This window comes from Pseudomonas sp. 50_B, from assembly GCF_017491625.1.
Taxonomy (GTDB): domain Bacteria; phylum Pseudomonadota; class Gammaproteobacteria; order Pseudomonadales; family Pseudomonadaceae; genus Aquipseudomonas; species Aquipseudomonas danubii.
The window spans coordinates 328,002-350,322 of the sequence record NZ_JAFGYX010000004.1 but is presented as its reverse complement, the minus strand read 5'-3'; the positions used below and the strand labels follow the sequence as shown (position 1 = coordinate 350,322).

Below are 22,321 nucleotides of genomic sequence, written 5' to 3'. Positions count from 1 at the left end.
CTCTGAGATTGAAGCGGCCTGAGGCTTAAGCGGCCCGAGGTTCAAACAGGAGGAAAAGCGATGGATTTCAGCGGCAGGACGGCCATTGTCACTGGTGCCGGGCGCGGCCTGGGCCTGAGTTATGCCAGGGCCCTGGCCAGCCGTGGCGCCCAGGTGGTGATCAGTGATTGCGGGAGCGACGGCACGGGCCTGGGGATGGATGAAAGCGTCGCCCATGAGGCGGTGCGGGCCTTGCGGGCCAGCGGCGCCAGGGCGGTGGCCGACACCAGCGACCTGAGCACCGAAGCCGGGTGCCGGGGGCTGGTGCAGTGCGCCGTGGCGGCCTTTGGCGGCCTGGATATCCTGATTCACAATGCCGGCTGGGTCGGCTACCAGGCGCTGGAGGAGCTCGACGCCGAGTTTCTCCAGCGCATGCTGGGGATCAATCTGCATGCGCCGATCTGGCTGGCCAAGCACGCCTGGCCCTTTCTCCGGCAATCCACGGCGCCCCGGCTGTTGCTGACCACTTCCGACCGCGCCCTGTATGCGGAATATGCACAGCCCGGGCTGTTGGCCTATTGCGCGGGCAAGATGGCCCAGGTGGGCATCATGAATGCGCTGAGCCAGGAAGGCGCGGAGCACGGGATTCGGGTCAACGCGGTGTCGCCGGTGGCCAAGACCCGCATGTGGGGCGTCAGCGACGAGCCGCTCGAACTCAAGCCGGACTGGGTGACGCCGGGGGTGATGTTTCTGGTCAGCGAGGGGTGCCAGGACAGCGGCTATATCCTGCGGGCCAGCAACGGCCAGTTCAGCGCCTGGCGCCCGCAAGAGGCGCCCGGGGTGGATTATCCCCGGGACCTGAAGCGGGTGCGGGCGGCCACGCCGGAGCAGTTCGCCCAGCGCTGGACGCAGATCAGGCTGCCTTTCACCGGGGCTTGAGAGGCGCTGTGCCGCTGTGTGGGGAGAGCTCGCGCTCGCGGAAGTAGCGCTCCAGTAGCCGCGGGTCGCCAGAGCGGTCCGCGAGGGCCACGTAGGTATCCGGGCGCAGCAGGTAGAAGGCATTGCGCGCCAGCCCTGCTGCTGCATGGGCCGGGCGCCAGTCGAAAATCCGCAAAGGCACCCGGTGCGCGCTGCACCAGTCCCGCAGGGCATCGCTGGTGGTGCCATAGACATGCACCTGCCAGCCCAGGTATTCCAGGCTGTCGAAGTTGTCGTGCTCGCCGTCGCGGACCCAGGGCAGGCGATCGCCGCCGTGCACCGGGCCGACGCCACCGGCGCTCAGGGGCATGCCCCGGTAGTTCAGGGTGATCTGCGACACGGTGCGAAAGAGAAACTCCCGGGCACTGTCGAAGGCGGCGATCTTCGGCAGCAGCAGGGGCGCCAGGCGGGTGCGTACCAGGTAGGCGACCGGGCCGTCGGCGGTGGCGAAGCTGAACACCCGGTCGGTGGTGGCCACCAGGCGCCGGGCAAACTCCATGCGTTCGATTTCATAGCTGTCCAGCAGGCTTTCGGCGCTTTGGCCGCTGAGCACCGCCGCCAGTTTCCAGGCCAGGTTGATGGCGTCGCCGATCCCGGTGTTCATGCCCTGGCCACCGGCGGGGCTATGGACGTGGGCGGCGTCCCCCAGGAGAAACACCCGCCCCAGGCGAAACTGCTCGGCCACCCGGTGATGCACCTTGTAGGTGGAGAACCAGTTGACTCGGGTGACGTTGACCTTGAGCTGATGCATGGCGCGCTGGCTGACGTCTTCGAAACGCAGGTTTTCCGGGTGCTCGGCGCGCTCGTCGCGCACGGTGCCGATCAGCCGCGCGCGGCCGCTGTGGGCCAGGGGAAACACCGCGAGAAAGTCGGCGTCGTCCAGGTCCACGTGTAATTGGCCGTCGATGCTCGGGCCGTCGGCCTCGACATCGGCGACGTAGAACACCTGCTGGTAGGTGCCGCCGGGAAAGCCGCTGCCCAGGGTCTTGCGCACCGTGGAGCGGGCGCCGTCGCAGCCGGCCAGGTAGAAGGCCTGGCAATGTTCCTCGCGGCCGTCGGGGCCACGCAGGCGAGCGTTGATCAGGTGGCCGTGATCGGTGAAGGCCAGCAGCTCGGTGTCGCGCTCGACGCGCACGCCCAGCCGTTCCAGGCGTTCGATCAGCAGTTGCTCGTGCTCGTCCTGGGGAAAGATCTGCAGGAAGGGGTAGGGCGTCAGGTCCTCGCCGATGGCGTTGAACGGCAGTTGCGCGGCCCGCTCGCCGCGGACCCAGAGGTTGACCACCGGCACGTGGTGGCCGCGTTCGACGATGGCCTGGGTCAGGTCCAGCTGGCGGTAGAGCTCCAGGGTCCGGGCCTGCACCGCCAGGGCCCGGGAGGTGGTGCCCGGACCCAGGGTCTTGTCGATGATCCGTACCTTGACCCCCTGCTGGCGCAGCCAGAGCGCCAGCACCAGGCCGGTGGGGCCGGCGCCGATGATCAGTACGTCGCTGCAGTTCATGTGTTTGCCCTCGCTACGAGATCAACGTTATGCATCGGACTGCGGGCGGCGCCTGCCGCGGGGTCAACGCTGGGCGAAGGCCAGGTTCAGGCCCAGCCCCGCGAAGCTTGCGGCAAAGCTGCGGCGCAACCAGTTCTGGACTTTGGGCGACTCGATCACCGCGGTACGGAACAGATTGGCCAGCAACCCGTAGAGCACGAACACGAAGAAGGTCATGGCCATGAACACGCCGCTCAGGAGCAGCATCTGCGGGATCGGATCGCTGCCGTCATGGGCGATGAACTGGGGCAGGAAGGCCAGGAAGAAAATGGTCAGCTTGGGGTTGAGGATGTTCAGCAGGCAGGCCTTGAGCATCAGCGCGCCGGCGCCGTGGCTCACCGCGTTGCTGTCCACGGCAAAGGCCGAGCGATCACGCCAGGTGGCGTAGGCCAGGTACAGCAGATAGGCGACCCCGGCGAACTTCAGGCCCTGGAAGGCCAGGGCGCTGGTGTGCAGGATCGCCGACAGACCGAGGATCGAGGCCAGCAGGTGCGGGACGATCCCGGCGGTGCAGCCGATGGCGGTGAACAGGCTGGCGCGCTTGCCGGCCACCAGGGCGGTGGAAATGGTCAGGATCACGCCGCTGCCGGGAATCAGCACGACAATCAGGCTGGTAAGCAGAAAATCCAGGGTCAACATCCGGGTGTCACTCCATTGAGGGCGGGGTCATCAAAGTACACCCAGCCACACCGCCAATAGAAGGATTTTAGCCTGTAGCCGCTGCTGAGCCTGCGAAGCTGCGCGAAGGTCCGCAGGACCTTGCCTGGCGATCTCCCGTCGCTCACGCAGAGGCCTCAGGGTCCGCAGCCTTTCGCAGCCTGCGGCAGCGGTGACACAAATCCCGGATCGGCATTGGCCCTGTAGCCGCTGCTGAGCCAAGGCGAAGCTGCGCAAAGGTCCGCAGGACCTTGCCTGGCAATCCCCAGCCAAACCGCTATCGATCCTGAGAACCCTGCGTCCCTACAGACCGTTCGCAGCCTGCGGCAGCGGCTACAGGGGCGTTGTGGGAACAGCGCTCACATTCTTTGGTCGAACGCCCCATGCCGCTGCTTTACTTGCACGGCCCTCGTCCAGCCATCTTGCGGAGTCCCATGATTTCCTCTCGTCTTCTCAGTTGCTGCCTGGGCCTGTCGCTGCTGGCCGGTTGCGCCAGCCCGCGTGGCCCCCAGGCACCGACGCTGACCCCGGAGCAGACCCAGGCGCGGATCCTGCGCCTGCTGCCGGCCCAGGTCAGCGACCGCCAGGGCTGGGCCCGGGATATCCAGGTGGCCTTCAGCGCCCAGGGCCTTGAGCCGAGCCCGAGCAACCTGTGCGCGGTGCTGGCGGTGACCGAACAGGAATCCACCTTCAAGGTCGACCCGACAGTGCCGGGCCTGGGGCGCATTGCCCGGGAGGAAATCGACCGCCGCGCGGCCAAGGTGCATGTGCCGGCGTTGCTGGTCAGTGCCGCCCTGCAAGTGCGCGGCGCGGACGGTCAGTCCTACAGCCAGCGTCTGGCCAAGGCTCGCAGCGAGAAGGAACTGAGTGCGATCTTCGATGACTTCATCGGCCAGGTGCCCCTGGGCCAGACCCTGTTCGGCCGTTTCAACCCGGTGCACACCGGCGGGCCGATGCAGGTCAGCATCGAATTCGCCCAGCAACAGGCCCAGGGTTATTCGTACCCGGTGCAGGACTCAATCCGCCATGAAGTCTTCAGTCGCCGTGGTGGCCTGTACTTCGGCATCGCCCACCTTTTGGGTTATCCGGTGGACTACCCGCAGCCGCTGTATCGCTTCGCCGACTTCAACGCCGGCTGGTACGCCAGCCGCAACGCTGCCTTCCAGGCTGCGGTGAGCCGCCTCAGCGGGATCAAGTTGGCCCTGGACGGCGACCTGATCCGTTACGACTCGCTCCTGCCCGGCAGCACCGAACTGGCGGTGCGTACCCTGGGCAAGCAACTGGGGCTACGCAACCCGCAGATTCGCGCCCAGCTGGAAAAGGGCGACAGCCAGGCCTTTGCCCAGACCGAGCTGTACCGCCAGGTGTTTGCCCTGGCCGACCGCGCGGCGGGCCGACCCGTGCCGCGCCAGCAACTGCCGGGCATCGAACTCAAGAGCCCGAAGATCACCCGTCAGTTGACCACTGCCTGGTTTGCCAAGCGCGTGGATGAACGCTACCAGCGCTGCCTGCAAAGGCCGCTGTAACCCCAAGGGCCTGCCCGTTGTAGGAGCTGGCTTGCCAGCGGCAGGACTCACAGGCCTCTTCGTCGGCGAGTGCCGGATGATTGGGCGGCTTGTCAGGCACTTGGGCCGCGTGGCAGGATGCGCCATGAATTTTTTCCGCCTCGACTCCCGCCTTCATCACCATCGACCTCACCCCCGGGGCCGTGGTCGCTTGTGCGCGTCGAGCCGTCAGTTATCGAGAGAACGCGATCACTGACCGTCGATGAAAAAAAACCAAGGCGCCCTGCAAGGCGCCTTTTTTATTGCCTGTCAAAAACCAAGAGGAAACACCCATGACCATGCTCCGTGGCACTCGAATGATCACCGGCCCGCAAGCTGCCGCCCTGCGCACCCTGGAAGAGCGCTTCCGGAGCTGGCTTCATCGAAGCGGGTGCTGAAGAAGTCATAGTCCCGGCGCTGTGGGGCCAGGACACCTTTATCGAAAAGGCCGGCGGCAGTGAAGTCATCGGCCAGATGTGGGCCTTCAATGACAAGGCCGGACGGCCCTGCTGCCTGATTCCGGAAGCCACTGCACTGTTCCAGGAAACCGCCCGCGAGCTGTTGGCAGGACGGGAGCAGGCGATCTTTTTCTACGTCGCTCGCTGTTATCGCTATGAACGGCCGCAAGCCGGGCGGTATCGAGAATTCACCCAGTTGGGCCTGGAGATACTGGGCCCCGAACCCTTGCAGGCGCTGGAGCGCGCGCGGGAACTGTGCGTTGGCTTTCTGGATGCCCTGGGCCTGGAGTACGAGCTCAACCTCGGGGTCAAGCGCGGCCTGACCTACTACCTCAATGGCGAAGGTTTCGAGGTGCGTTGCCCGCAGTTGGGTGCGCAACAGCAAGTGGTAGGTGCCGGCGCCTACCGCGAAGGTGCCGGATTCGGCATCGGCCTGGAGCGCCTGCAACTGGCGCTGCAACCCCAGTCGTAGGCGCTGGCTGGCCAGCGAAGGCACCGTTGGGAGCGCTGCAGGATTCGCGCTCCTACGGGGCCTTACGCGGTGTGTGGGCTAACCGTAGGAGCTGGCTGGCCAGCGCAGGCGCCCTTGAGGGCGCTGCAGAACTCAGGGGCGGCGACGGACGAACTTGCGCCACAGCCACACCCACAGCATCGCTAGGGGGAAGGCCAGGATCACGAAAGGCAGGGCATAGCTGCCTTTCTCCAAGGCTTCGGCTGTGCCGTCGGACAGGTTGTCCAGCAGGTTGCTGAAGGCGCGCTTGAGGCTTGAACCGCGTTCGGCGCCGTTGCTGGGCAGGAAGTTCAGGGTCAGGCGGTTGGTGTCCAGGCGACGCTGTTGTCCGGCAGCTGCCTGGGCCAGCGCTTGCAGGTCGTTCTCGATGCCCGCTTGCTCCTTGCTCAGGGCGATCAGGTCGCTGACGCTGATGTCCTTGCGCGCCGCCAGTTCATCCAGGCGCTGTTGCTGGGCCTTGAGTCGCTGTTGCTGGCGTTGCACATCGGCCACGGCATCGGCCAGGTCTTCGGCGCTGGTGATGCGCTCACCCAGTTCTGCCCCCTGGGACGCCTGCTGGACGATGGGCTCGACCCCCTCCGGAACGATTCGCAGCACCACCCGGGCGCGGTACGGGCCTTGCTCCAGGAGCAAGATGTTGCAGGGGCCGAACTGGGCTTTTTCGCAGGCTTCACGGGTTTGTGTCAGGTGCGGGCCGATTTGTTCGGCAGGCAGGGACAGGGTCAGTTCGTGCTCGTAGGCCAGCAGGGCGCCGGCCTTGCCCTGGGCCCCACCAAGGGCCACCGCAGAGCTGTTGTGATCACTGGGGGAGCAGGCGCTGAGGGCCAGGGCACCGAAGAAGGCAAAGGCCAGTCGGCGGCGGATGGCAGGGTGATCGTCCTGATGTTGCATGGAGGCTCCTTGAGTACTTGAAACTGCGGCCAGAGCGCAGGCGCGCATCTTACCGCTGTTCCCGGGATCACCACGATCGCGGCGCAAGTTATTTTCATCCATTTGCCTGGCTGATGCTCATGGGCACCGTGGTCAATCAGGGCTACACCTGTCGCCCTGTGCAACCCTCGTTACCCAGCGGTTCAAGGAGAACCTCATGAGCGAATCGGACATCCCTCCGGGCTTCAGTCCCTGGCCTCGCAGCAGCCCGCTGCTGGAGCTGATCGGCCCGGTCTATGGGCGTGGCAGTGGCCGTGAACTGTGCCTCGGCCTGCGCGCCGACACCCGCCACGCCAACGGCCGGGGCACGGTGCATGGCGGCATCATCGCCACCCTGGCGGACATCGGCATGGGCTACGCCATGGCGTTCTCCAGCGAGCCGCCGTTGCCGCTGATCACCGCCAGCATGACCCTCGACTACCTGGGGGCGGTGCAGGTCGGGGAATGGATCGAGGTGCGCCTGGAGCATGCCAAACGCGGCCGGCAGATGGCCTTTGCCACCGTGGTGCTGCGAGTCGGCGAGCGTGAAGTGGCCCGGGCCAGCGGCGTCTTCGCCGTCCCAACCGCAGCCCTGTAGCCGCTGCTGAGCCTGCGAAGCTGCGCAAAGGTCCGCAGGACCTTGCCTGGCGATCGCCAGCCAAACCGCTATCGATCTTGAGAACCCTGCGTCCCTGCGGGCCGTTCGCAGCCTGCGGCAGCGGCTACACAAATCCCGGATCGGCATAGGACTGTAGCCGCTGCCGAGCGTCAGCGAGGCTGCGCAAAGGTCCGCAGGACCTTGCCTGGCGATCCTCAGCCAAACCGCTATCGATCTTGAGAACCCTGCGTCCCTGCGGGCCGTTCGCAGCCTGCGGCAGCGGCTACACAAATCCCGGATCGGCATTGGCCCTGTAGCCGCTGCCGAGCGTCAGCGAGGCTGCGCAAAGGTCCGCAGGACCTTGCTTGGCGATCGCCAGCCAAACCGCTATCGATCTTGAGAACCCTGCGTCCCTACGGGCCATGCGCAGCCTGCGGCAGCGGCTACAGCTGCTTCCAGTCCAGGCCGAAGCGCGCCAGGTATTTGCGCAGGCGATCGGCGTCGTTGGGGTTGGCCTTGCCCTGGCGCGATACGCTGAACAGCCGGCGCCCGGCGTCCGACAGGCTGTCGGCGCGGCGGCATTCGGCAATCACCGCCTTGAGTTGCAGGCGGTCGAACAGGTCCAGCTCTACCTCGTCGCCCAACAGTTGCTGCAGTTCATCCTCGGTATTTTCCAGGCCCCAGGCGTGGCGCAGGCGCTGGATTTCCTCCTCGACCTGGGCCTGGTCGATGCGTCCGCTGTCGGCCAGGGTGGCCATGCGGGTGATGGACGCCGACAGCTCGCGGAAGTTACCCAGCCACGCCGCTTCGCCGGAACTGGCGAAGGCCAGGTAGCGGCGCCGCGCCTCCAGGTTGAAACGCACCAGTTGCCCTTGCTCCCGGGCGTGGCGTTCCAGTTCGAAGTCAATGTTCGGCTCGATGTCTTCGCGGCGCCCGGCCAGCCCCGGCAGGTTGAAGGTCCAGAGGTTGATCCGCGCATACAGGTCTTCGCGGAACAGGCCCTGGGCCACCCGGTCGCGCAGGTCGCGGTGGGTGCCGGCGATGATCAGGAAGTCACTCTCCACTTCCTGGTCCGCGCCCATGGGGAAGAAGCGCTTTTCCTCGATGGCCTTGAGCAGCATGGCCTGTTCGTCCAGTCCCAGCTCGCCGATTTCATCAAGAAACAGCATGCCGCTGTGGGCCGCCCGCAGCAGGCCCTCCCGGGCGTTCTGGGCACCGGTGAAGGCGCCCTTGATATGGCCGAACAGCGCCGACATGGCACCGTCACCGCGCAGAGTGGCGCAGTTGACCTCGACAAAACGCCCCTGCACCTGGTGCCGCCCACGCTTGAGTTCATAGATGCGCCGGGCCAGGAACGACTTGCCGGCACCGGTGGGGCCGATCAGCAGCATCGGTGCCTTGGAGCGCACCGCGACCCGTTCGATCTGCTCGATGGAGCGGTTGAACGTCGGGTTGCGGGTGGCGATCCCGGACTTGAGGAAGGCCAGGCCTTCCAGGCGCCTGTGGGCAAAACGCGAGGCGATGCGGTCGTAGCGCGACAGGTCGAGGTCGATCAGCGCATGGGTGCCGGTGGCGTGTTCGCTGGGGTCGCGGCGCCGGGCCGGCGAGGTCTGGATCAGCCGGGCAGGGAGGTAGCGCGCCTCGGTCAGCAGGAACCAGCAGATCTGCGCCACGTGGGTACCGGTGGTGATGTGCACCAGGTAATCCTCGCGCTCGGTATCGAACGGGTAGGCGCTGGTGAAGTCGTGGAGGGCGCCGTACACCTCTTCAAAATCCCAGGGATTCTTCAAGCCCATGGGGTGCAGGCGTACTTCGGTTTCCGGCGACACCTGGCGCACATCGTTGGCCACCCGTTCGGCCAGGCTGATATCCCGGGCGTCCAGGCCGTGGATCAGTTCCAGGCGCTGGATCAGCACGTCCTGCTGCTGGCACAGACCGACCGTGGGGCGCCAATGGCTCCAGCGATTGGCGCCCTTGCCGACGCGATCGAGGGTGGAACCGATAAAACCGATGGCGACCGTGGGCTTGCTCGACATGTTTATACCTGAAGATAAAAAGCGATAGGCAAAGATATAAAAATATCGAGTCGTTTGTCTTGTCGAATGCTCAGTGAAAAAGTGAATAAAAATAAAACCGTTATAAATCAATAAGTTAAAAAATAATTTGCTGGAAAAATAAAACCTGGCACAGCGGCTGCAATGTATCTGGCAACGAACGAGACAACAGAGCGAGACGCCAAGATGGCCAACTTCCAGCTGTTCAACACCCAACAGGCAAAAGCGCCAGCGAGCACCACCCTGAACGCTTCCAAGGCACCGGCCTATGCCTACAACGCCAAGCATCGCCTGGCCCAGCTGGCGGTCACCGGTTGCCTGAACTCGACCTTCTACACCTCGCCTGAAGGCCAGCTGGACGCGGTGCTGCAACTGGTGAGCGAGCTGGACAGCCGCTTCGTCGCCCAGGCCGCCCGTTACGCTCGGCAGCAAGGCCATATGAAAGACATGCCGGCGCTGCTGCTGGCGGCGCTGACCGCGCAACGCTCGGCCCTGGTGCCGGAGCTGTTCGCCCAGGTGGTGGACAACGGCAAGATGCTGCGCAACTTCGTGCAGATCCTGCGCAGCGGCGTGACCGGGCGCAAATCCCTGGGGTCGCAGCCCAAGCGCCTGGTGCAGAACTGGTTGAACACGGCCAGCGAGCGTCAGCTGTTGCAGGCTTCGATCGGCACCAAGCCCTCCCTGGCGGACGTGCTGAAGATGGTTCACCCCAAGCCGAGCGATGCCTGGCGCGAAGCCTTCTTTGCCTGGGTGATCGGCAAGCCGGTGGATGCCCAGGCGCTGCCTGAGCTGACCCGCGACCTGCTGGCGTTTCGCAGCGGGGCGACACAGGAAGTGCCGCAGGTGCCGTTCCAGCTGCTCGGCAACGAGACACTGAGTGCCGGACAATGGGCGGCACAGGCCCGCAACATGGGCTGGCAGGGGCTGCGCATGAACCTCAACACCCTGGCGCGCCACGGCGCGTTCCAGGTGCCGGGTTGCACCGAGTACGTGGCGGCGCGGCTGGCGGATGCGGGGGAGGTGGCCAAGGCCCGGGTCTACCCGTACCAGTTGCTGGCGGCCTACCGCATGGCGGGCGAGGACGTGCCGCAAGCGGTCCGCGAGGCGCTGCAGGATGCCCTGGAGCTGTCCCTGGCCAACGTGCCGGCGCTGGCGGGCCACGTGGTGGTCTGCCCGGATGTCTCGGGCTCGATGCACAGCCCGGTCACCGGCTATCGCCAGGGCGCCACTACGGCGGTGCGTTGCATCGATGTGGCGGCACTGGTGGCGGCGGCGGTGTTGCGCAAGCAGCCGGCGGCGCGGGTCATGCCGTTCGAGCGGGGTGTGGTGAACATCCACCTCAACCCGCGGGACAGCGTGATGAGCAATGCACAGAAGCTGGCCAACATCGGCGGAGGCGGGACCAACTGCTCGGCGCCCCTGGCTCAACTGGCCAACGCCAAGAGCCGCGTGGACACCCTGATCCTGGTCTCGGATAACGAGTCGTGGATCGATGCGCGGCGTCATGGCGCCACGGAAACCCTGCGCCAGTGGGAGCGGATCCGGGCCATCAACCCGCAGGCGAAGCTGGTGTGCATCGATATGCAACCCGGCGCCACGACCCAGGCGCCAGACCGCGAGGACATCCTCAACGTCGGCGGCTTCAGTGATGCGGTGTTCGATGTGATCGAGCAGTTCACTGCGGGCAACTACGGTGCGCAGCACTGGGTCAAGGCAATCGAGGCGATGCCGCTCTGATCGCTGGAACATGAGATAAACCGTGCGCCGGCCAGCCGGCGCACACCACAGATTTTTTGATCATTGGCCCTGAATGCCGCTGTGACTACATCCAAAGGCGTCTCAGCAAATTTTGTCAGGGCCGGTGAGGGCACGAATGCCAGTGGCTGTACATCCTGGTTAAGCCGGTTCGAATCCGGCCATCAGTCACTACTTTTGTCGTGCCACCTTTTTTGCAGTTTTTGCGACGAATGCGGATGGAACTACATCCCGGGTTCGGGATGCGGGTTCGATTCCCGCCGGTGCTGGAAAACGGCGCCGTGGTTCAATGGTCAGAACACGAACGCATTGTTCCATCGACTCTTGTCGTCGCATCTTTTTTCCCGCCTCGGCGGGATGGCAGCGAATGCCACGGGTACTACATTTTGTCGCGGGTTCGAGCCCCGCCAGCCGCAAGGCTGTAGCTCAGTCGGTAGAGCAAATGTGCCTGTTCCCTTGTCGCTGCCCGCAGGCCCGGCCTGCACCGATTGACCCGGCGAATGCCGGTGGAACTACAGGACAGCGTGGTCGCGGGTTCGAGTCCCGTTCACCGCAAGGTGCTAGCTCAGAGGCAGAGCGCGCTGCATGTTCCACCTTCACTTGTCGCCGTCTGTACCGAACACCGAAATTCCGTAGGAGCTGGCTTGCCAGCGAAGAGACCCTTGAGATCGTCTTCTGCGCCCCCGGCTCCTGCACACCCTAATGAACAAGGCCGGATCAGCGGCCACAGGAAAAAGAGTCAACGACATGGAACACAAAACCTACCAACTGCTGGAAGTGGCCAACGGCAAGCCGATCAAGATGTGGACCCAGGGCGTGCCCGTGGAAAACGAAGCCCGCCAGCAATTGATGAACACCGCGAAGATGCCGTTCATCTTCAAGCACCTGGCGGTGATGCCCGACGTGCACCTGGGTAAAGGTTCGACCATCGGTAGCGTGATCCCCACCGTAGGCGCGATCATTCCGGCGGCGGTCGGGGTGGATATCGGTTGCGGAATGATCGCTGCCCGTACTTCGCTGACCGCCTCCGACCTGCCGGATAACCTGGCCGGATTGCGTAGCGCCATCGAGGCCGCGGTGCCTCACGGTCGTACTTCGCCCCGTAGCGGTCGCGATAAGGGCGCCTGGGGTGATGTGCCGCAGCAGACCGACCAGGCATGGGCTGCGCTGCACCCGCGCTTCAAGGCGATCACCGATAAGTACCCGGCCCTGGCCAACAGCAACAACCGCCAGCACCTGGGAACCCTCGGCGGCGGTAACCACTTCATCGAGGTTTGCCTGGATGAAGCCAACCGGGTCTGGTTCATGCTGCACAGCGGTTCCCGTGGCGTAGGTAACGCCATCGGCAACCTGTTCATTCATCTGGCACAAGCCGATATGCGTCAACATATCGCCAACCTGCCGGACCGTGACCTGGCCTACTTCGAGGAAGGCAGCCAACACTTCGACGATTACGTGGAAGCCGTGGCCTGGGCCCAGGATTTCGCCCGGCAGAACCGTGAGCTGATGATGCAACTGGTGATCCAGGCCACCCGCAAGGTGATCAGCAAGCCCTTCGAGGTGGCGCTGGAGGCCGTCAACTGTCACCACAACTACGTGCAGAAGGAGCGCCACTTCGGTGAAGAGGTGCTGGTGACCCGCAAGGGCGCGGTGTCGGCGAAGAAGGGCGAGCTGGGGATCATCCCGGGGTCGATGGGGGCCAAGAGCTTCATCGTTCGCGGGCTGGGTAACGAGGAGGCGTTCTGCTCCTGCAGCCACGGCGCGGGGCGTACCATGAGCCGCACCAAGGCCAAGAACACCTTCACCCTGGCCGACCAGATCCGCGCGACCGCCCATGTGGAGTGCCGCAAGGACGAAGCGGTGATCGATGAAATCCCGATGGCCTACAAGGACATCGACCAAGTGATGCACGCCCAGCGCGAGCTGGTGGAAGTGCTGCACACCCTGCGTCAGGTGGTGTGCGTTAAGGGGTAGAACAATGGACGACATGGACGCCTTGATAGCGGCGCCGCCCGGCTGGCATTACCAGCTGAGCGACTACGAAGCCCGCCGCGTGCGGGAGGTGATGGACGAATTGGATCGGCACCGCGCCTGGCTGGAACTGAGCCGCTTCGGCAACGGTTTCGTGCGTCAGGCCGCCGTGCGCGGCCTGGCCGCACAGCCTTCGGCCGAGGCCCTGGCGGCCTTGCTGGAGCGCCTCAACGATTGGGTGCCCCAGGTACGCCAGGAGGCCGCTGCGGCGGTCGAGGGGTATCTGGCGCCAGAGCGCGCCGAGCTGCTGTTGCAGAGCCTGAAGCCGCTGCTGGCCCTGGCCGGCAAACAGCGCGCCGACCACGGTGCGACCCTGGAACGGGCGCGTTCGGTGTTGCAGTTGGCCCAGGTACGCGAAGTAGTTGAAGACGCCTTTGGTGATTGCCGGGGCAAGGCCGCGCGCTTCGTCTTCGAGCTGTTGCTCGAAGGGGCGCAGGATCGGGCAGCGCTGTTGGCTTGGGCTTTGCGCCACAGCGAAGTCAGCGTGCGGCAGATGGCCGTGGATGCCTGCGCCGAGCTGCCCGCCGGGCAGGCCGTGCCCCTGCTGGAAGAGGTGATGCACAGCTGTGGGGCCAGTGTGCGGGTCAAGGCGCTGCGCTTGCTGCTGCCGTTGCTGGCCGATCCTCGTGAGTATCTGAGTCAGGCCCTGCTGGACCCTTCGGGGGCCTTGCGTTGCCTGGCCCATTGGGCCGCGCCCCGTCACGGGCTGGACCCGCGCGAGGTGTTGCTGCAACGGCTGCAACAGCCGGCACCACGGAACAAGCGCGCTTGGCTGGGGCTGTTGGGGCTGGTCAAGGAACTGCAGGAGCCCATGGCCGATGCCATGGTGCGCCAGGCCCTGGCCTCGCCGGCGCCGAGTGTGCGCCTGCTGGCCCTGCAGACCCTGGGCGAGCGTGGCATGGCCGAGCAACTGGCGGCCCTGGACGACGCCTCTGACAAGGTCTTCAACTGCGCCCTGGGCCTGTTGCACGAGCAACCCTGGGCGGTGTTCGACGAAGCCCTGGAACAGCGTCTGGACCAGCACTGGCACGACCTGCCGAAGGCGCGGCGCTGGGCCCTGCTGGCCCTCAAGCCGGGCTGGCGCCAGCTGGAGTACCTGCTGTGGCGCCTGGGGCAGGGCGGCAGCGACGCCGCCTATTGGCGCCAGACTCTGGCGCACTGGTGCGATAGCCGCTACGGGATGTTCGACCCGGTCACCCCCAAGCCGCTGCGCGAAGCCATGCTGCAGCGCTTGCAGGCCATGGAGGCAGCCGGTGAATTGCCCGCAGGTACAGCCCAGCGCCTGCTTTGAAAAATGGAGAGCGCCTTTATGCAGCCGCGGCCACTGTTGACCCGAATAGAAGATGAACACTGCCGCGCGCTACGCCAGCAACTGAAGGAGGTGTATTGCGTCTTCGATTTTGTGCTGCTGGCGGTCGAACCCGAGGCTGAGGTGGATCAAGCCCTGCATCGCCAGGGCTTGCAGCACCTCTACCAGCACTTGATGGCCGAACGCCGCGAGCGCTGGGAGCAACTGCGCCAGGACCCGCGCTATGCCGACGTCGGCCTGACGTCGATGCGCTGGGAGCAGGAGCGGGCGGTGCCTGAGGCGCTCAGCCAAGAACAGGTCCGGCGGCTGGTCTGCGAAAACCTGGAGCAGCAGGAGCTGGCCTTGTACCGGGCGTTTCGCCAGCCGCCATACGGGCTGCGTTTCCCCGGCGGCGCCGAGCAGGCGCGGCAGGTGTACGGCCAATGGCTGGATGTGCTGGGGCTGGCCCCCGAACAGCAGCCCCAGGTGATCAACTGGGTAGGCAACCTGGAACTGGACTGTCAGGCGCCGGACATGGGCCCGCACCTGCAGCCCTGGAGTGACTATTTCGACGAAGGCCTGGAGTGGTGGGGCGTCTGGTGCCTGACGGTGTGGAACCCCGTGCGCCGGACCCTGAGTGTGCTGGCCGCCAGCGCCACCGATTGAACAAGGAAAAAGGATCATGGAACACCTGGAGCGCCATCCCCTGAGCAGCGCCATGCGCGAGCGGGTATTGGCCGAGCTGGCGCGGATCGAGCGCGAGCGCAATGTGCAGGTGCTGTACGCCTGCGAATCCGGCAGTCGGGCCTGGGGCTTTGCCTCCACCGACAGTGATTACGACGTGCGTTTCGTCTACGTGGAAAAGCCCGAATGGTTCATCCAGGTGGATGCCGGGCGCGATGTGATCGAGCGGCCCCTGGACGACGAGTTGGACATCAGCGGCTGGGAACTGCGCAAGACCCTCGGGCTGTTGCGCAAGTCCAACCCGACCCTGCTGGAGTGGCTGGATTCACCCCTGGTGTATCGCAGCGAAGCGGCCGCCGCCGCGCGCCTGCGGGAGCTGGCGGAGGCGTTCTACAGCCCGCCGGCAGCGCGCAATCATTATCTGTCGATGGCCAAGAAGAACTTTCGCGGTTACCTGCAAGGCGACAGCGTGCGTTTCAAGAAGTACTTCTACGTACTGCGGCCCTTGCTCGCGGTGCGCTGGATCGATCAAGGCCGCGGCCGACCGCCGATGACCTTCGCCGACCTGCTGACCACGGTCGACCACCCACCGCTGCTGGACGAAGTGGCCGAGCTGCTGGCCTTGAAACGCAGCGCCGAGGAGTCCGCCTACGGGCCGCGACGCCCGGCACTGCACGCCTTTATCGCCGCCGAGCTGGAACGCCCGGTGCCGAAACTGGCGCGCACCCATGAAGACAATGCGTTGCTGGACGCCTACCTGCGGGAAACCGTCCGGCACTAAGCCTGAGGAATGAGATGAAACAGGATGTAATCGAACTGGACGGCGCCATCGGCGGCGGCCAGGTACTGCGCAGCGCCTTGAGCCTGTCGATGCTCAGCGGCAAGACCCTGCGCATTCATAATATTCGTGCCCGGCGCAGCCGCCCGGGGCTGCTGCGTCAGCATTTGACGGCGGTGCAGGCCGCGGCCCAGGTCTGTGGCGCCAAAACCTCGGGGGTCGAACTCGGCTCCCAGGCCCTGACCTTCGAACCGGGGCCGATCCGTGGCGGTGATTACCGCTTCGCCATCGGCACTGCGGGCAGTTGCACCCTGGTGCTGCAGACCCTGCTGCCCGCCTTGTTGCATGCACCGCAACCCAGCCGCGTGAGCATCAGCGGCGGCACCCATAACCCCCTGGCGCCACCAGTGGATTTCCTCCAGCAGGCTTGGTTGCCGTTACTGCGGCGCATGGGCGGGCGGGTCGAGCTGCAACTGCTGCGCCACGGTTTTGTCCCGGCCGGCGGTGGCGAGCTGGAGGCCTTTGTCCAACCGTCGGTGCTGCAGCCCCTGCACCTGCAAGAGCGTGGCGCACTGCTGGGCAGCCGGGCCTGGGCGCTGAGCGCGGGCCTGCCCGAGCATGTGGCGGAGCGCGAGTTGCGTCGGGTGCACAATCGCCTGGAACTGCCGCGGGAGCACCTCACCCCGGTGCAGCTGGATGAACAATACGGCCCGGGCAATGTGTTGTTGCTGGAGTTCGCCTTCGAGCACCTGACCGAGCTGTTTTGCGGCTTCGCTCAGAACAGCCTGCGGGCGGAGAAGGTCGCTGACCTTGCCATCGATCAGGCCCGGGACTGGTTGGATTCCGGCGCCGCGGTGGCCGAGCACCTGGCCGATCAACTGTTGCTGCCCATGGCCCTGGCCGGTGGCGGCAGTTTCACCACGCCGCGCATGACCGAGCACCTGGAAAGCAACATCCGGGTGATCGAAGCGTTCCTGCCGGTGCGCATCGAGGCACGTTCGCTGGGCGCGCACCTGTTGCGGATGGAGTGCCACGGCCTGGGATGACAGCCCGGGGCGCGAGGCCCTGGCGCGGCTCAACCCGCTGTTGCAGATGGCCACCCTGACGGCCGTAACCTCAGCGACAGCGCGGCGATCCTGATCCGCCTCGGCCTGGAGTGTCGCGACTCCGGGCTGCTGCCTGAAGCACCGTCGGCCTGCGCATCTGCACAGGCGCTGGCTTGCTGGCGGCCCCCTCGGCGGCCCCCCGCTTCTGCAGTAGGCGGGGTGAGGGCGACAGATTGCAGCGGCAGTTGAGTTTGTACCGGCGAAACTGGCAGTCTGCGCGCCCGCGCTGGTGTCGGTTTTTCTCACAAGGATGTACCCAATGGATGGCAATACCTGGCTCAAGGCCTTGAACGCACTGCTGACGTTTCTGCAACGCGTGGTGTTGCTCAGTGGCTGGTTTATCGCCGCGCTGATACTGGGGTTCACCATCAAGTCCGGGTTGCAGCCCTTTCTGGCGATGTTCCTGGCGTCGCTGCTGGGGGTGGTCGCGCTGGTGGTGCATGAGGGCGGGCATTACCTGGGGGCACGCGGGTGCGCAATGCCGGTGTTGCAGGTGCGGGTGGCCGCGGTGGAAATCCAGGTGCAACGACGCGGCTGGCGGTTGCGCTGGGCGCCGCAGCTCAAGCGCAATCGCCTGGGCGGTTATGTGGTTGCCGTGAGCAATCTGCAACGCCCGCTGCGGCGGCAGTGGATGGTGGTGGTCCTCTGCGGGCCGCTGCTGAACCTGCTGCTGGGCGCCGCTGCCCTGGGGCTCGGGCTGTCCTGGTCCGGGGTGCCCGGGGCCATGGCCCTGGCGTTCGCCGCGATCAATCTGGCCATGGGCCTGGGGAACCTGATGCCGGCCTGGCGGGTGTCGCCCAGCGACGGCATGCTCCTGCTGGGCTGGTTTATGCATCGCGACGATCAACGCCCGGAACTGGCCCAGGCGCGCCTGCTGGCCCAGACCGTGGCCGGGGTGCCCAGCGCGGAGTTGCCGCAGGAAGATCTGCAGCGTTTGGCCGAAGGCGCCATGCCCGGGCCGCTGCTCGCTTTCGGCTGTCGCCTCAATGCCCTGCAGGATCAGGGTGACTGGCCGGCCGCGGTGCAGATGGAACAGGCGCTGGAACAGCTGCTGGTGGCCCGGGCGACGGAGCTGAACGGCATGAGTGGCCTGATCGAATTGTTGCGTAGCGAATTGGCCTTCTGCCGCGCTTTTGCGCAGCGTGACGTCGCCCCCTTGAACAGCCCCCCGATGAGCGCCGAAGTGGATTGGAATGCACCCTGGCTGCGACCGCGCTGCCTGGCCTTGCAAGCCTTCCTGGAGGGCGACCGGCAGCAGGGCGAGCATCATCTGCAGCAGGCGCTGCAAGCGGCCAATAACAGCGTGGTGCTGGCCCAGGGCAAGAGCGAAGCGTTGCTGGCCGAATACCTGCGGGCGATGCCGGCACCAGGCCGCTAAGGCCCCGGCCCACGGCATCGAACAGGCCGTTGTGCCGGCGCGGGCTTGCCTGCGAAGGTTTGCCGCAGGGGGACCAAGGTCTGTGCAGCGCCCAGCCGGTTTCCGGTGTGATGGGGGAGTGGGCGGGGTGAAAATAATCGGTTCGCGGCGGCAAACCTCTTATACTCCGGCGCCTTATTTTCCCTACCAGCCAGAGGAACGCCCCGTGGCCAACGAACCGGATCAGGATTTCTACAACCGTGCCGATGCCATCATCGAGTTGACCAACTCCCACATCGCCGACAGCAGCCGGGGCAAGGCCAGCGCTTCGCTGATGTACGCCAATGCGCGCTTCAGCGCCTGGGTCAGCGCCTGTGGCTGCCGTAATGCCGAGGAGCTGGCGGCGTCCAAGCAGCAGGCGGTGGACTATTTCCTTGAGGAGTTCCGCCTGATGCTGGAGGAGAACCTCACCGACTACGTCGAGAACTACTCGCGCTACATGAACGCCAATCCGGATTGAAAACAGTCGACGCGGTCTTGCCTGGGCCGCTTTCGTGAGACTGTCGGGCAGTCGCTTGCTGCCGCGCTGCAACCCGGGCACTTATCGCCTCGGGTTGTCTGCCGCCCACCTTGCATAACCCTTTGATCTGAGTGTTCCAGGACTACGGCAACCGTTGGTCCTGTTGTCTTGCGGCCATCCCGAGCGCCGCCAGGGGCTCAACTACACTGCGCCTGCGGCAAGTCTTGCCGGGCGTCGTACCTCCTCCTCAGGGAGGCCGATGGCACGGTGGCTTCAGGCCCCGCGACAGACAGGAACACATCCAATCAGCAAGGAGTGCCAACCATGATCGTCATTCCACAACGTGTCATTGAAAACGGTAGTGTCATCTCGCTGCGCGGCGACTCGGGCAACTATATGTCGCGGATGGGCGCGACCGGGCTTGAGCTTTCCAAGGGCTCCATCGACCAATACTGCAAGTTCCGGGTGGTGCTGGTGCAAATCGGCACCGACAAGAAACTCGCGCTGCAGGGCGACACAGGCAAGTTCATGTCGCGCATGGGGGCGACGGGGCTGGAGTTGTCCAAGGACAGCATCGATCAGTATTGCCAATTCGCCTATGCCATCGATACCGCCAGCGGGCAGGTTTCCCTGCGCGGCGACAACGGCAAGTGGATGTCGCGGATGGGCGAGACCGGGCTCCAGTTGTCCAAGGACGGGATCGACCGGTTCAGCCAGTTCATGCTGGTTCTGGAAGGTTGATGCCCGGGTGATTGGGTAGCTCCCTGGCGCTGGCCGGGGCAAGACGGTGACGGTCATTCGCAGCTGCGAGCATTCGTCCACCGATTGAGCCCGTGGTGCAGGGCCGGACACACTCTGTCGAACGCGAGTGCTGTCATCAGCGCCGGTGCCGAGTCGCTCGCGGGTATTCACACACACATTCTGGTCACACAAAACGTGATCGGCGTCACTCTTTTCTCAAGTGATCCATGACCTTGGTCGATAAGCTCTGCATGCCTATTGATACGGAGTTCGTCATGGCCTTGCTACCGGTTCGTCTGTCTCATCGTTTGACCCTCGGCAGTGTGCTGCTGTTGCTGTTCACGGCGTTGGCGGTGTTCGCCGTGATGACCTTGCGGGGGCAGCCCAGAGTGGTGGCGGCGAGCTCGGCCCTGATTGAACAGACCGGCAGCGCCATTGTCCGGCAACTGGCCTTGCAGTTGGCCGGGATCGAAGGGGTGACGGCCAGCATGGCCCATCTGGTGGAAGGGCTGCCCAAGGAGCAGGCGCTGGTGATGGCCACCTTGCCCAAGCTGATCGATCACGAAGGCGACAAGGCGATCGCCGGGGGCGGCATCTGGCCGCAACCCAATGCCTTCTCTGCCGGGGTCGAGCGCCGCAGCTTCTTCTGGGCGCGCAGCGATGCCGGGTCCCTGACGTTCTCCGATGACTACAACGCTGCCGGCAGCGCCGGCTATCACCATGAAGCCTGGTACACCGGCGCGCGCAATAGTGCGCCGGGGCGTTGCCTGTGGTCCGAGGCCTACCAGGACCCGGTGACCCAGGTGCCGATGACCACGTGCAGCGTGCCCTATCGTCAGGACGGCGCCTTCGCCGGGGTCGCCACCATCGACCTGCGCCTGGATGACTTGGCGCGTTTCCTCAAGGAACAGGGCGCGGTCACCGGCGGTTATGCCTTTGCCCTGGATCAGGCCGGCAATGTCTTGTATTTCCCCGATGCCCAGGCCAGTGCCGGTGGGCAGATGCTCAGCTTCGACGCCTTGAGCAAGCAGCAGCCCTGGCTGCATCCGGTGGCCGAGGCCCTGGCCAAGGCGGCGCCTGCCGGGCAGGTGCGCAGCCTGGATCTGGCAGAGGATGGCCGGCTGATGGAAGCGGCGCGGGTCAGCCTGTTCAGCATGCCCGGCAGCGGCTGGACCATCGGCCTGGTGACCCCCGAGCAGAAGGTCACCGGCCTGGCTCGGGCCATGACCACCGAGATCCTGCTGTTCCTGCTGCCGTTGCTGGCGCTGTTGTTGTTCTTCGCCTGGCTGGCCGGGCACAAGCTGATTGCCCAACTGGAGGAAACCACCCAGCAGATCGATGCCCTGGGCCGTGGTCAGGCCACGGACAACGCCGAGCTGCATGTGGCCCGGGCCGATGAGATCGGCGCCTTGCGCGGTGCGGTGAACCGCTATGCCGGGCAACTGCGGCAGATGTTGCAGAAGATCGCCAGCGAAGCCCAGCAGTTGCAGAACGAAGCCGCGCGCCTGGGTGAACTCAGCAGCACCCTGGCCCATCGCGCCGAGCAGCAACGTCAGGAAAACACCCAGTTGGCCACGGCCATTACCCAGATGTCTTCCAGTGCTCTTGAAGTGGCGCAGAACACCAACAACTGCGCCGACACTGCCCGCCAATCCCTGGTGGTGGTGCAGGACGGCCAGCAGCGGGTCGCGGCCAACAGTCAGTCGATCCAGCTGCTGTCCACGGAAATGGCCGAGGCCACTGCGGTGATCCAGCGTCTGGAACAGGACAGCCAGCAGGTCGGCGCGGTGTTGGATGTGATCAAGGCCATCTCCGAGCAGACCAACCTGCTGGCGCTCAACGCCGCCATCGAGGCCGCTCGGGCCGGGGAGCAAGGCCGCGGCTTTGCCGTGGTGGCGGATGAAGTACGGACCCTGGCCGGCCGGACCCAGACCTCGGCCAACGAGATCAGCGGCATGATCAGCGATTTGCAGCAGGCGTCACGTCAGGCGGTCCAGGCGATTCAGGCCGGTGAGGCGCGGACCCGTGAAGCCGTGGGCGAGGCCTCTGGCGCGTCGCAGGCGCTGTCGAGCACCGTCACCAGCTTCGACGATATTTCCCAGCGCGCGCAGCAGATTGCCGTGGCGGCGCAGCAGCAGAGCCATGTGACCCAGGAGATCAACGAACTGGCGGTGCGCATCCACGGCATCAGCGAGGACAACGCTCGGGACGCCCAGGCACTGGACAAGGTCAGTGAGGCCATGCAGGCCCTGTCCGGGCGCTTGTCGCACCTGAGCCAGGGCCACAGCTGAAGACTCACTCACCCGGGCCGCCGGCGGCCCGGGTGAGTCTCAACTCCCTCTGCGGGGCGCTGTCGTCGCCCCGATTCAGTGTTGGCTGAACAGCACCAGTTGAAAGTTCAGCAACAGCCCCAAGGCCACCCCGCCAAAACCCAGCAGCCCGCTCGCCAGCGGTTTGCCCGCGGCCCTGTGCGTGGCCAGGAAGCGGGCAATGGCGGCGCCGACCAGCGCGCCCGGAAAATCGAACAGGTAGAACAGCCAGCCCATGCTGTCGATCGGGGAGGTGATCCACAGGCAGAACAGCTGCAGGTGCGCCGCCAGGGCCAGGGCCACTCCGGTGAACAGCGCCGGCGTGGGCCGGGTGCACAGCAGCAGGCCGAGGATCAGCCCTTGGGGCAGCCAGTAGGCGGCGAAGTTTTCCCAGAAATAATCCATCGGCTGCCAGGCCCGAACGATTGCCAGGGACAGCCCCCAGAGCAGCGCGACGATGGCGGGTAGGTACCTGAGGGGGGCAACGGGTACGGCTAGTGAGGGTGAGGGCATTGCAGAGTCTCGAC

19 protein-coding genes are annotated in these 22,321 nt (G+C 65.4%); 14 read left to right on the top strand and 5 right to left on the bottom strand.

The genetic code is table 11. The annotated features are described in order from the left end of the window. Positions 1-60 precede the first annotated feature (60 nt). Positions 61-918 carry an SDR family NAD(P)-dependent oxidoreductase gene (locus J5M73_RS08380; protein WP_102864161.1) on the top strand — a complete coding sequence of 286 codons (858 nt, stop codon included), beginning with the start codon at positions 61-63 and terminating at the stop codon, positions 916-918. On the opposite strand, the gene J5M73_RS08375 is transcribed toward J5M73_RS08380, so the two are convergent. Then, positions 905-2,455 carry an FAD-dependent oxidoreductase gene (locus tag J5M73_RS08375; RefSeq protein ID WP_102864162.1) on the bottom strand — a complete coding sequence of 517 codons (1,551 nt, stop codon included), beginning with the start codon at positions 2,453-2,455 and terminating at the stop codon, positions 905-907. The genes J5M73_RS08380 and J5M73_RS08375 overlap by 14 nt on opposite strands. A 63-nt stretch (positions 2,456-2,518) precedes the next feature. Next, complete coding sequence (locus J5M73_RS08370) at positions 2,519-3,133, bottom strand: LysE family translocator (protein WP_102864163.1); 615 nt, start codon at positions 3,131-3,133, stop codon at positions 2,519-2,521. A 452-nt stretch (positions 3,134-3,585) separates the two neighbouring features. Between J5M73_RS08370 and J5M73_RS08365 the strand changes: the two genes are divergently transcribed. Together J5M73_RS08365 and J5M73_RS08360 are read left to right on the top strand one after the other, a co-directional pair. Then, the gene (locus J5M73_RS08365; protein WP_102864164.1) at positions 3,586-4,677 is read left to right on the top strand and encodes a DUF1615 domain-containing protein; all 1,092 of its coding nucleotides are present in this window, start codon (positions 3,586-3,588) and stop codon (positions 4,675-4,677) included. A 354-nt stretch (positions 4,678-5,031) separates the two neighbouring features. Beyond that, complete coding sequence (locus tag J5M73_RS08360; RefSeq protein WP_102864165.1) at positions 5,032-5,625, top strand: ATP phosphoribosyltransferase regulatory subunit; 594 nt, start codon at positions 5,032-5,034, stop codon at positions 5,623-5,625. Between the two features lie 132 nt (positions 5,626-5,757). Here the strand turns inward: J5M73_RS08360 and J5M73_RS08355 are convergent, their stop codons facing one another. Continuing rightward, the gene (locus J5M73_RS08355; protein ID WP_102864166.1) at positions 5,758-6,555 is read right to left on the bottom strand and encodes a DUF4349 domain-containing protein; all 798 of its coding nucleotides are present in this window, start codon (positions 6,553-6,555) and stop codon (positions 5,758-5,760) included. 196 nt (positions 6,556-6,751) lie between these two features. Here J5M73_RS08355 and J5M73_RS08350 point away from each other — a divergent pair, with 196 nt between their 5' ends. Next, entirely contained in the window at positions 6,752-7,171 is a 420-nt protein-coding gene (locus J5M73_RS08350; RefSeq protein ID WP_060843155.1) for a PaaI family thioesterase, read from the top strand. 443 nt (positions 7,172-7,614) lie between these two features. Here J5M73_RS08350 and rtcR read toward each other — a convergent pair whose 3' ends face one another. Next, on the bottom strand, positions 7,615-9,207 hold the full coding sequence (rtcR, locus tag J5M73_RS08345; protein WP_102864167.1) for an RNA repair transcriptional activator RtcR: 1,593 nt from the start codon (positions 9,205-9,207) through the stop codon (positions 7,615-7,617). A gap of 204 nt (positions 9,208-9,411) precedes the next feature. Between rtcR and J5M73_RS08340 the strand changes: the two genes are divergently transcribed. The 10 genes from J5M73_RS08340 (at position 9,412) to J5M73_RS08295 (ending at position 21,776) form a co-directional block, all read left to right on the top strand. Continuing rightward, positions 9,412-10,962 carry an RNA-binding protein gene (locus tag J5M73_RS08340; protein WP_102864168.1) on the top strand — a complete coding sequence of 517 codons (1,551 nt, stop codon included), beginning with the start codon at positions 9,412-9,414 and terminating at the stop codon, positions 10,960-10,962. Between the two features lie 765 nt (positions 10,963-11,727). Further along, positions 11,728-12,954 (top strand): RtcB family protein, encoded by a 1,227-nt coding sequence (locus tag J5M73_RS08335; protein WP_060838629.1) that lies wholly within the window; start codon positions 11,728-11,730, stop codon positions 12,952-12,954. Positions 12,955-12,958: 4 nt separating this feature from the next. Further along, positions 12,959-14,302: a PBS lyase gene (locus tag J5M73_RS08330; RefSeq protein ID WP_102864169.1), complete on the top strand. Its 1,344-nt coding sequence runs from the start codon at positions 12,959-12,961 to the stop codon at positions 14,300-14,302. Between the two features lie 18 nt (positions 14,303-14,320). After that, positions 14,321-14,965 (top strand): hypothetical protein, encoded by a 645-nt coding sequence (locus J5M73_RS08325; RefSeq protein ID WP_243433713.1) that lies wholly within the window; start codon positions 14,321-14,323, stop codon positions 14,963-14,965. A gap of 16 nt (positions 14,966-14,981) precedes the next feature. Beyond that, positions 14,982-15,764: a nucleotidyltransferase domain-containing protein gene (locus J5M73_RS08320; RefSeq protein ID WP_102864170.1), complete on the top strand. Its 783-nt coding sequence runs from the start codon at positions 14,982-14,984 to the stop codon at positions 15,762-15,764. A 14-nt stretch (positions 15,765-15,778) separates the two neighbouring features. Further along, positions 15,779-16,807, top strand: a complete 1,029-nt coding sequence (gene rtcA, locus J5M73_RS08315) for an RNA 3'-terminal phosphate cyclase (protein WP_102864171.1) — start codon at positions 15,779-15,781, stop codon at positions 16,805-16,807. Positions 16,808-17,126: 319 nt separating this feature from the next. Further along, positions 17,127-18,245 (top strand): site-2 protease family protein, encoded by a 1,119-nt coding sequence (locus J5M73_RS08310; protein ID WP_102864172.1) that lies wholly within the window; start codon positions 17,127-17,129, stop codon positions 18,243-18,245. A 205-nt stretch (positions 18,246-18,450) separates the two neighbouring features. Further along, positions 18,451-18,744 carry a DUF3144 domain-containing protein gene (locus tag J5M73_RS08305; RefSeq protein WP_102864173.1) on the top strand — a complete coding sequence of 98 codons (294 nt, stop codon included), beginning with the start codon at positions 18,451-18,453 and terminating at the stop codon, positions 18,742-18,744. A gap of 324 nt (positions 18,745-19,068) precedes the next feature. Beyond that, positions 19,069-19,485 carry a hypothetical protein gene (locus tag J5M73_RS08300; protein ID WP_047285711.1) on the top strand — a complete coding sequence of 139 codons (417 nt, stop codon included), beginning with the start codon at positions 19,069-19,071 and terminating at the stop codon, positions 19,483-19,485. 251 nt (positions 19,486-19,736) lie between these two features. Then, a complete protein-coding gene (locus J5M73_RS08295; RefSeq protein WP_242553920.1) occupies positions 19,737-21,776 on the top strand; it encodes a methyl-accepting chemotaxis protein in 2,040 nt (679 codons plus the stop codon). 75 nt (positions 21,777-21,851) lie between these two features. On the opposite strand, the gene J5M73_RS08290 is transcribed toward J5M73_RS08295, so the two are convergent. Continuing rightward, positions 21,852-22,307 carry a hypothetical protein gene (locus tag J5M73_RS08290; protein ID WP_102864175.1) on the bottom strand — a complete coding sequence of 152 codons (456 nt, stop codon included), beginning with the start codon at positions 22,305-22,307 and terminating at the stop codon, positions 21,852-21,854. Between the last annotated feature and the right edge of the window lie 14 nt (positions 22,308-22,321).